Here is a 10,063-nt window from a genome sequence, read left to right on the forward strand (position 1 = left end):
GATTATCCGTATGACTAACACCATACTTTTGCCTGGGAATTATAGTTTTGAGGACTTGATTTCAGAGGTGGACGACGGAATCTATATGGAGACAGTCTCCTCCTGGAGCATAGATGACAACCGGGAGAATTTCCAGATGGGATGCCAGATCGGCTGGGAGATAAAAAACGGGAAATTAGGTGAGATGATAAAAAACCCGACCTATTCGGGCAATACAGTTGAGTTCTGGAACTCCTGCGATGCTATCTGCAGTGAAAAATATTTCAAGGTCTGGGGCACACCCAATTGTGGTAAAGGACAGCCAGGGCAAAACGCAAGAACGGGCCAGGGAGCATCCCCTGCCAGGTTCAGGAATATGAAAGTAGGAAGCTGATCTTAATGATTTCAAAAGAAAAAACCTTAGAGATACTGGAAAAGGGTCTGAAATATTCGGATGCAGACCAGACTGAGCTTCTGCTTTTAGAGGAGGATTTTTACCTGACCCGGTTTGCAGAGAATATCATTCATCAGAATATGGGAAGAGCTGACCATACGGTAATGACAAGAGCAGTTTTAGGCAAAAAACTCGGCGTAGCAGTGACTAATAAGATAGATGATGAAGGAATCAAGAAAGTCGTAAAAAATGCCATCCAGATTGCAAAAAATCAAAAAGACGACCCGGATTTTGTCTTCTTACCAAAATCAGTTACTGCACCAGAGATAAAAGGTTTCTATAATGACACCCATAATTATTCTCCTGACCAGAGAGCTAAAGGTATCAAAATAGCTGTTGACAAGTCTCAAAAGAATAATCTAATCTCCGCAGGAGCTTTTCAAACTGAGACCGACGTTACAGCAGTGGCTAATTCTTTGGGAATAAGGCAATATTTTCAGGAGACCAAAGCAAATTTCTCCTTAACTGTGAGTAAAGATGAACAGTCTGGCTGGGCTCAAGGGTTTTCCAGAGAAGTAAAAGACATAAATACTGATAAGCTTAGCCAGATTGCAGTGGAGAAAGCTTTGCTATCTAGTAATCCTATAGAGCTTCCGCCTGGCGAGTATACGGTTATTTTAGAGGAAGCTGCGGTGGCATCTTTCCTTTTATTCCTGGCTTTCTTAGGTTTCGGTGGGAAAACCTTCTCCGAGGGTAGAAGTTTTATGAAAATAGGTGAGAAGATGACCGGGGATAATATCACCATAATCGAAGACCCTTATGACCCGGTGATGAAAAGTATGCCTTTTGATTATGAGGGAGTGACCAAGAAAAAAGTCGTCTTGATAGAAAATGGGGTCGGTAAAGGTGTGGTCTATAATTCCTATTATGCCAATAAAAATAAAACCGAGTCAACCGGGCATGCCTTACAGCCGAATAATACCTTTGGACCATACCCTAAGAATATGCTCATTTCACCTGGAAATTCAACTATGGATGAGATGATAGCCTCAACTGAAAAAGGAATCCTGATCACCCATTTCTGGTATATCAACTATATGAACCCGATGAAAACCCAGGTCACAGGCACAACCCGGGACGGGACTTTTTTGATAGAAAATGGTAAGATAAAATCGGCAGTTAAGAATATGCGCATTGGCCAGAGCATTTTGGAAGCTTTCTCAAACGTAGAGCTGATGACTAAGGAAAGAAAACTCTGCCCCCAGTACGGAGTTTTGATGTATGTTCCGGCGATAAAGATAAACAAGTTTAATTTCATCGGCGGGTAATAAACAAAGGTTAAAAGTTCAAGGGTTCAAGGGTAGAAAAAATGATTTCTTGGTTCTGTCAGGACCTCGGTCCTGACAGGTGTAGCGTCCTCACTCCTGTGAGGACGAGTATTCGTTGCCACAGAACGGCAACGCTATAATTAGGACAACGCAGACTAAAGTCTGCGGCTACCGAGTGTAAATGGAAGACAAAAAATGAACCGCAGAAAATTCATCAGGACTTTAGGGCTTTCAGGTTTAGGCTTATACTTGCTCCCTTTTTCCCTCAGAGGGGAGGAAAGGGCATTTTCCTCTGACGAGCCAGAATTCATTCCTGCTACCAACTGGCTTTACGGCTCTCCTCAAAAGGGGTGCTCCACCTCGACTTTAGCTGCCGAGTTTCACGGAAGAATCGAAAACGGCCTGGATGACTGGGCAAACTTCAGATTTATCTCCTGACCTATGGGCAGAACAATTTCAGAAGCCCTCAAGTCTACTACCGAGATTTTCTGGAAAAAGGATATCGAAAGCCCGCGAGTAGAAGCAGAGCTTCTCTTAGGTCACATCCTCAATTTAAAAAGAACACAGCTTTATCTGGATAGCCAGAGAGTTTTATCCTCTAAAGAAGAGGAGAGACTCAAACGTCTGATCGAAAAAAGGTTAAAAGGTAATCCCTTACAGTACGTCATTGGCGAAACAGAATTCTTCGGCTTGAAATTCAAAGTCGATTCCAGGGCTTTAATCCCCCGCCCGGAAACAGAAATTTTAGTCTCAATGGTTTTAGAATATTTCAAAAGAGAAAAAAGGGAATCTGATAACCTCAAGATCATCGATCTCGGCACAGGTGCCGGGAACATCGCAATCGCCTTAGCTTTCAATCTTAAAAATTGTTTTGTATATGCCACAGATATATCCTCAGATGCTCTCTCCCTTGCAATAGAGAATGCAAAAATTAATAAACTCGAAGACAGAATCGAATTTTTATGCGGAGACCTTTTTGCATCCTTGGAAGGTAAGAATCTGGAACAGAAGATTGATGCCGCGGTCTCCAACCCTCCTTATGTTCAAAAAGAAGAAAAAGAGATTCTGCCCAAAGAGGTCAGGGATTTTGAGCCGGGAGTAGCCCTGTTTGCTGAGGAAGGATTATATCAGCGAATAGCCGATCAATCTGCTTTATTCTTGAAGAAAGGGGAAGGTATTCTCGCCCTGGAAATAGGATACGGTCAAGCCCAGAAAGTCAAGAACACAATCCAGGCAAAAAGTGAATTCACCTCCGTCGAAATCATTAAAGACCTGGCAGGAATTGAAAGGGTAGTAATGGCTATTAAGCGGTAGAACAGACATTCTTGTCTGTTCATTGCTGTCAGTGACATTTTGGGTTCGATGAATCGAACCCCTACAAAAAGCGGTTGCAGGGGCTTGATTCATCAAGCCCTTTGGCTCTTTCCTTCTTGACAAATCCTTTCAATTCGTTATATTTTTCACAATCTTTTATTGCTGGGATAGGGGTTGAACCCTTATCCCCCTTTTTCGGACAGGAGTTCAACTCCAGTCCGAGCCAAACAGACTGTAGACTCTCGATCATTTAAAAATCTGAAATAAGGAGCAAAGATGGCAGACAAGATGCTAGCAGTGATGAAGAAGAACAAAGCCCCTGGCGCAGAATTAGACTATGTCGAAATCCCGAAGATCGGTCCGGATATGGTTCTGGTGAAGGTCAAAGCCTGCTCCATCTGCGGCACTGATTTGCATATTTATAACTGGGATAATTGGGCTCAGAACAGGATCAAGCCCCCTCTGGTGTTCGGGCATGAATGTGCCGGAGAAGTAGTGGAGATCGGCTCACAAGTGAAAAGAGCAAAGGTGGGTGATTTCGTCTCAGCGGAGACTCATATCCCCGACCAGACCTGTTATCAATGCCGAACCGGAAAGATGCACATCTGCAAAAATTTGAAGATATTGGGCGTGGACACTGATGGTGCTTTTGCAGAATATATCGCCATCCCGGATATCTGCGTGTGGAAAAATGACCCCAGCCTGCCTCCCCAGATTGCCTGCATTCAGGAGCCTTTTGGAAATGCGACTTATACGGTTATGGAAAGCGACGTTCAGGGTAAGGTAATAGCCATATTGGGCGATGGGCCCATCGGCTGTTTTGCCACGGGGATTGCCAAAGCAGTTGGAGCTGCAAAGGTTTTTGCAGTTGGAGAATTTCCTTTCAGGGTTGAGCTTCTGAAAAAGATGGGCGCAGACGTGGCTTTAAGCATTCAAAATAGCAGTCCGGCAGATGAGATAATGGAACAAACCTCAGGCGAAGGCGTGGACGTGGTTTTAGAGATGACCGGCGCTCCAAAGGCAATTGAGGATGGGTTCAAAATCCTCAAAAAGGGAGGAACTTTTACAGCTTTCGGAATACCTTCAGATAAAATCCTTTTCGATTTGAATGCCTACGTGATTTTCAAAGGGTCAAAGATAATCGGGATAAACGGCCGTCTGATGTTCCAGACCTGGTATGAGCTTTCCAATATTTTAAACAACAAATTAGTTGACCCCAGCCCGGTAATCACGCATAAATTCCCCTTAAAGGATTTCCAGAAAGGGATCGATGCTCTGCTTTCGCCCAACAAGGAATCTGGGAAAGTAGTCCTGTTTCCGTAATATTTTTTGGAGTGCATTGACCGTGTCAATGCCTGTTGGTTCGGGAATATTAATTCCCGAACCTATAAACGTAGGGACAGAACACTGTTCTGTCCCTATGTAATAATTAATTTGAAAAATTTAGAAGAAATTAGAGACAGATACCTCAGAGACAGTTTGCCAGTTCGTCTGGGGGGTATATCTGCAGATTTAGCTCGCATTGCATCTTTCGCATCTCTTGAGGACAATTGGAAAGTGGTGCAAAGTCTTTTAGAGGAGAGCGAATTTTTCATAGAATGGACTGCGCCAGAAGCCTCTTTAGAGGAGAAAGCTTTTTTAGTGGAGCTTCAAATTCAATTGGCATTCTGGCACAGGATTTGGACTGAAATTTATACAAACTCTAATGAGAGGGAAAAACTCAGCCAACAGGCATCTTCCTGGTCAAAGAAGGTGCTGGAGATGTCGGGATTAGTAAAATAAATTTCAACCTACCAAGGAATGCAAACAGGTAGTGTTGTTTCCGTAGGATGTTTTTGTATTCTGGAGTGGCCTTCAATTGAACGCCACTCCAATTAGTATCAAGACAGAAGTGAATCCTGATACTACCTGCAGGCTATAAATTTCCTTTACGAATTTCATCTCTAACTAAGGCATTAAATGAAGAATATTTATTTATTTTCTCTTTAATTTTTTCTTCACCTTCTACAGATATGAGTTTAATCCTCCATCTATCCACCCTAGCTTTTAATTCATGTGGCAAGGGTCTATCATCGCCAATTGTAACACGAGTATCATCAGGGTCACCATACATAGGAAAGGATTTTCGGATTTCTGTGGCTATTTGTTTTTCTTCATCTTTAGATAGGCCTGGTTTCCATAGACTCATAGCCATTGATGTCCGAAATACATTTTCTGACCATCGAACCATTCTTCTTATCAGGTCACTCAAATTCCAAAATTCGCGTATATCTTCATATGTAGCTCCTTCTTTACGTGCTTTGTCCACTATTTTCTTGGCCTTCGGGTCTCCTGTTTCAGCAGCTTGTATTAGTAAATCACCGTAATTGTCAGGCAAATTAGCTGTGCCTTCTTTTTTGGCCTCTTTTTTACAAAGCTTAATTGCTTCCTTCACTTTCTCGCGAGCCTGTTTCAATGTCATCCCGTCAGATAATTGCGAAAACATTTGAGAATACATTTCTTCCACCTCTCTTTCAATATTATACTGAGGGAGCTTAAACCATTTAGAAAAAATTGACATTGGCATCTCTCTTTATTATCTGTTAGATTACTGCTTAACGGCTCGCATATTTACTAAGCAACGCAGGTATTTGGTGAATGAAGAAAACCGCAAACACTATTTAAGTGTCATGCTTTCTTTTTTGCTTAACCTTCTCAATTAGATCTTTCATAATACGCTCCTCAACTTTATGGAATTTCCCTAAGGAATCTAGTGCCCATAGGCTCAACAAATTGTCAGTAAGCACTGATAGATCCGGAGCATATTCTAACAGTTGTTCTCCAGGCTCAAGCCTTTTGGGTAAGTTTCTTGGAAGTAAAATGAACTTATCTATTTTTGTTGTTCCCCCTGCTTTATCAACAAAAATGGGTTTCCTACCAATATTTGTCACACTATATACCAAGTAATCATTTTCATCTTTGGGTCATTTTTCACTTACAATCTTGCCAATGTAACAAGTAACCTTCAACTTGCCTTTATCTATTAAGTGTAGATAAATATTCCATGCAAGAAGGGCACTGGATAGAATTGCGCCATAGATAGCAATCCAAGTAGTTAAAGTCATTTCATTCAACACCATTGAATTCTTGAGCCAAGGGTTGTCATTTTGTTATTTAATAAAATCTACTAAACAAATCAAGTAATTTTTAGGGAAAACTCTGGAGATTCGTTTTGCAGGGCTGGGAGCCCTGCCTACGGAAGTTATTTTTTCGGACTACTACCACTTATTAAACAAGCTCGATGAATCGAGCAACTACAAGTTTCCCCTCCCTTGATTGGAGGGGAATGTGGGGTGAAGTAAAAATATTTCTCCCCCTCTCCTTAATCCTCTCCCACAAGGGGAGAGAAGATTGGCCTTGCCCTACAAATAATCCGTCATTCGACATCCGTCTTTTTTTTGAAATAAAAAGTGCGCCTTGCAGGAATCGAACCTGCGACCCACTGATTAAGAGTCAGTTGCTCTACCAGCTGAGCTAAAGGCGCAATCAATCGTTCACAGCCACTTCAGTGGCGTGACCTCACCCTAACCCTCTCCTTAAAGGAGAGAGGAACAAACCTGACTGAAGTCAGTTTGAACAATACGAATATTATGTCCAAAAAAGATAAATGTCAAGATTTTTCCATCTGTCCCAAAAACCGGTAGATCCATAGCCTGCCCGTAGGGTTGCTCTCAACGTGGGTCGTTCACCCACCTTGAGGACAAGGTGGGGTTACTTTTTTTGTGTATTGCAAAGTAGTGGCGAGATTTCCTCGCCCTAAAACAAGTATTTAGATGCTTCGCTTCGCTCAGTATGACAATAGGCGTCATTCTCGTCATTCTGAGCCCTGCGGGCGAAGAATCTCTTTACTCTATAAGGATTGCTTCGTCTGCCCCGATGGTAGGACCCTCGCAATGACATTTTGTAGGGGCACGGCATGCCGTGCCCCTACCTGTTATCTTTTCGGCAACAGCGTAATCTGGGCAATCGCCCCGAAGTTTTTGATTATCGGAATTTTCTCCAGAATATGGTTTATTTTTGGAACAAAGCTCAGATTATCAAAAAACTTTATGGGCAGAAGCCGGATTGGGGATATCTTTCTAATCTTGATCTGGAAGTCTGACGAAAAAACCTTCTTCAGCTCTTTTGTGTCCAGGAATTCCTCATCCGGAGTTCCACACCCCACAAGTTTTCTGACGAAGTTTTTACCCAAAAGAAATATAAGCAGTTTTCTACCCAGATAATAGATTAAATTGACGCTCCATTTAGTTGGCTCGCTGATGAAGACTTCCCCTTCTTCTTTCAGAACCCTTTTTATCTCCTGCATCCCTTTTTTCTGATCCGGTAGATGATGTAAAATACCCACCAGATAGATGAAATCAAAACTTTTATCCGGAAAAGGAAGGTTCTCTGCATCCGCTACTACCAGGTCGCAATTTTCAGGATTCTGGTTAAGCAAAGTCTCATTTATGTCAGTAAGGACCACCCGATTTCTCTCTGCTAATTTACCCGCAAAAAGACTGATTCCGGCACCTATTTCCAGAATGTCCTTGTCCTTTAAATCAAAGCTCAAAAGGGAATTTGAAATATCTTCTTTAATGGCTCTCAAGTACGCCCGGTCCATAAAATCCTGATAAGAGCTTAAATTGTCGAAGATCTCCATCTCCTCTTTCTTGCGAGCCTCATCTTCCTTCTGAACATCTGCCTGAAACAGCACAGAATCAAGCATTATCGGGATTCGACCTGAAACTTGGAATTCCCGTTTGCATTTCTGACAACTGAACTTAGTCTGTTCAAAAACCAGTTTCGATCGGTCAATAGGACATACCAAGAGCCTGGAAAGTCTATCGGAAATCATTTTAGCCATTTGTTTTCCTAACTCTTTTCCACCCTAATATAATCGATTTCTGAATGAGTCAAGGGTTTTTTGTAGGGGCGTATCGCAATACACTCGCACATTTTCGTTTGTCATTCTGAGTTCCGCCAAAGGCGGAGCGAAGAATCTGTAATGGTGCTTTAGATGCTTCGTCCCCTGTGGAGACTCAGCATGACAATAACAATAGGCCAGGAGCCTTTAGCTCCTGACCGACATTAGCAAAATACCGGGATCAAGCTTAAATCTGATTGACAACTCAAGGCTTGATTGCTTATTATGGAAAGGTTTTGACGAATATAAATTGAAAATGGAGGAACTGAAGCGAATGGAAAAAAAACTGAAGGGTTTGCTGGAGGAATGCTATAGGGCTGTTCTTGAAGGGGATAAACAAAAGGCGGAAAAACTTGCTATGGAAGCTGTCAAATCAGGGTACGACCCTTATCTGGTAATTGAGAAGGGATTAGTTCAAGGTATAGAAAAATTAGGAGAAAGGTGGGAACAGGGGACCTGTTTTCTGCCAGAGTTAGTCTTGGGAGCAGAGGCGGTAAAAGCCGGAATCTCCATTCTGCAGGAGCCGATTCTGAAGAGCAAAGCCGGGAGGAAAAACCTGCCCAGGGTGATAATCGGCACTATCGAGGGGGATATACACGATATCGGGAAAACCCTGGTGGCAACTATGCTTTCAGCCAACGGGTTTGAGGTGATCGACCTGGGCGTGGACGTAAAATCTGACAATTTTGTGAAAATGACAAAAAAATATGAGCCGAGATTTCTCTGCCTTTCCTCCTTGCTTACCACCACTATGCAAAATGAAATCCGGGTAATAGAAGGATTGAGAAAAGCAAATCTCAGGAAAAAGCTTAAAGTAATGGTAGGTGGAGCACCAGCCAGCCCATCCTGGGCCAAAGAGATCGGAGCAGATTTATACGCAGAGAATGCTATTCAGGCAGTCAAGGTCGCTCAGAGAGAAATAGGACATGAGTCAAAAAGAAAGTAAGAAATCTATCCTTGAGTTGTCCAGACAAAGGGTAGTCTTGTTTGACGGTGCTATGGGAACCATGCTTTTCTCATACGGCCTACCACTCGGCACGCCACCCGAGCTGTGGAACCTTTCACACCCTGAAATAGTTCTTAAAATTCATCAAAAATATGTCCAGGCAGGTGCGGATGTTATCCAGACCAACACCTTTGGCGCAAGCAGTCTGAAGTTGAAAAAATCCGGAATTGAAAAAAAGATGGACAAGATAAATAAAACCGCAGTCAAAATCGCCAGAAAAGCTTGCCCGGATGGTAAATATGTTGCCGGCAATATCGGTCCCACTGGGGAGTTTTTTGAGCCAGTAGGAAAGGCAAAATACAAGGAACTGAAAAAACCCTTTTCCGAGCAGGCCCAAATTCTCCACTCTGCAGGAGTTGACCTTTTCTCAGTTGAAACCATGTATGATCTGCGGGAAGCCTTAGCCGCTATCGAAGGAGTTAGAGAGGTTTCCTCTCTTCCTCTTTTTGTCTGTATGACCTTTGAGAAAAAGAGCAAAGGATATTTTACTTTGATGGGAGATGAGGTCTCATCCTCCTTGAAAAAACTCGAACAAGCGGGTGCGGATGTAGTCGGGGCTAATTGCACCCTGGGAAGTAAAGATATGATAAGACTAGCCTCGGTTATGAAGAAAAGCACAAAGCTTCCTCTAATAGTCCAGCCCAATGCCGGAATGCCGAAACTTGTCAAAGGAAAAACGGTATATCTCCAGAAACCAGCTTCATTCGCCAATGATGTATTGAAAATGATAAAACTCGGAGTCAGTTTTGCTGGCGGCTGCTGTGGAACAACTCCGGAGTTTATTAAAATGATCAAGAAAAGTTTGACCGGGCTGGAGTATAAACCTTCAGGTTTATAAAGAGTAAAACTAAAGCTTTACACTCCAATGCATTTGAAAAGATGGCTAAGATAATAAAAGATTTCAGCATAGAGGTTAACAAAAATGAAATACTCAGACTTTTAGGGCATATCTCAAAACACGGGAATATAAAGAAGAGGTCTAAAGAGCTGGTCGAGGAGATGATCAGCTTTTCATGCGATTTGATTAAGCCTGAGGGTATCTTTGTCATCCGGAAATCCAGGGAACTGCCAGAAGAATGTTTTTTCAATGCCGAAAA

At 42.5% G+C, this 10,063-nt stretch carries 13 protein-coding genes and 1 tRNA gene; 9 read left to right on the top strand and 5 right to left on the bottom strand.

All coding sequences use genetic code 11. The features are described from left to right. From MUP17_01975 to prmC, 4 genes are all read left to right on the top strand, one after another. The coding region (locus MUP17_01975) for a metallopeptidase TldD-related protein (GenBank protein MCJ7457743.1) at window positions 1-373 on the top strand (373 nt) is incomplete at its 5' end. Between the two features lie 5 nt (window positions 374-378). Beyond that, entirely contained in the window at window positions 379-1,701 is a 1,323-nt protein-coding gene (locus tag MUP17_01980) for a TldD/PmbA family protein (GenBank protein MCJ7457744.1), read from the top strand. A 195-nt stretch (window positions 1,702-1,896) separates the two neighbouring features. Continuing rightward, window positions 1,897-2,139, top strand: a complete 243-nt coding sequence (locus MUP17_01985) for a hypothetical protein (protein ID MCJ7457745.1) — start codon at window positions 1,897-1,899, stop codon at window positions 2,137-2,139. A gap of 3 nt (window positions 2,140-2,142) precedes the next feature. Then, window positions 2,143-3,015 (top strand): peptide chain release factor N(5)-glutamine methyltransferase, encoded by an 873-nt coding sequence (prmC, locus tag MUP17_01990; GenBank protein ID MCJ7457746.1) that lies wholly within the window; start codon window positions 2,143-2,145, stop codon window positions 3,013-3,015. Window positions 3,016-3,076: 61 nt separating this feature from the next. Here the strand turns inward: prmC and MUP17_01995 are convergent, their stop codons facing one another. Continuing rightward, window positions 3,077-3,265, bottom strand: a complete 189-nt coding sequence (locus MUP17_01995; protein ID MCJ7457747.1) for a hypothetical protein — start codon at window positions 3,263-3,265, stop codon at window positions 3,077-3,079. A 26-nt stretch (window positions 3,266-3,291) separates the two neighbouring features. Between MUP17_01995 and tdh the strand changes: the two genes are divergently transcribed. Together tdh and MUP17_02005 are read left to right on the top strand one after the other, a co-directional pair. Next, entirely contained in the window at window positions 3,292-4,338 is a 1,047-nt protein-coding gene (gene tdh / locus MUP17_02000) for an L-threonine 3-dehydrogenase (GenBank protein MCJ7457748.1), read from the top strand. A 156-nt stretch (window positions 4,339-4,494) separates the two neighbouring features. Then, window positions 4,495-4,797 (top strand): hypothetical protein, encoded by a 303-nt coding sequence (locus MUP17_02005; GenBank protein ID MCJ7457749.1) that lies wholly within the window; start codon window positions 4,495-4,497, stop codon window positions 4,795-4,797. A gap of 133 nt (window positions 4,798-4,930) precedes the next feature. Here the strand turns inward: MUP17_02005 and MUP17_02010 are convergent, their stop codons facing one another. The 4 genes from MUP17_02010 to MUP17_02025 form a co-directional block, all read right to left on the bottom strand. Further along, window positions 4,931-5,575: a hypothetical protein gene (locus MUP17_02010; GenBank protein MCJ7457750.1), complete on the bottom strand. Its 645-nt coding sequence runs from the start codon at window positions 5,573-5,575 to the stop codon at window positions 4,931-4,933. Between the two features lie 100 nt (window positions 5,576-5,675). Next, window positions 5,676-5,945: a hypothetical protein gene (locus MUP17_02015; GenBank protein MCJ7457751.1), complete on the bottom strand. Its 270-nt coding sequence runs from the start codon at window positions 5,943-5,945 to the stop codon at window positions 5,676-5,678. Between the two features lie 520 nt (window positions 5,946-6,465). Then, window positions 6,466-6,538 (bottom strand) — tRNA-Lys (locus tag MUP17_02020). 450 nt (window positions 6,539-6,988) lie between these two features. After that, complete coding sequence (locus MUP17_02025; GenBank protein ID MCJ7457752.1) at window positions 6,989-7,900, bottom strand: methyltransferase domain-containing protein; 912 nt, start codon at window positions 7,898-7,900, stop codon at window positions 6,989-6,991. Between the two features lie 334 nt (window positions 7,901-8,234). Between MUP17_02025 and MUP17_02030 the strand changes: the two genes are divergently transcribed. The 3 genes from MUP17_02030 to MUP17_02040 form a co-directional block, all read left to right on the top strand. Beyond that, complete coding sequence (locus MUP17_02030) at window positions 8,235-8,906, top strand: corrinoid protein (GenBank protein ID MCJ7457753.1); 672 nt, start codon at window positions 8,235-8,237, stop codon at window positions 8,904-8,906. Beyond that, window positions 8,887-9,804 carry a homocysteine S-methyltransferase family protein gene (locus MUP17_02035; protein ID MCJ7457754.1) on the top strand — a complete coding sequence of 306 codons (918 nt, stop codon included), beginning with the start codon at window positions 8,887-8,889 and terminating at the stop codon, window positions 9,802-9,804. The genes MUP17_02030 and MUP17_02035 overlap by 20 nt, the downstream gene beginning before the upstream one ends. 41 nt (window positions 9,805-9,845) lie before the next feature. Beyond that, the coding region (locus tag MUP17_02040) for a hypothetical protein (GenBank protein MCJ7457755.1) at window positions 9,846-10,063 on the top strand (218 nt) is incomplete at its 3' end.

This window comes from Candidatus Zixiibacteriota bacterium (assembly GCA_022865345.1).
Classification (GTDB): domain Bacteria; phylum Zixibacteria; class MSB-5A5; order MSB-5A5; family RBG-16-43-9; genus RBG-16-43-9.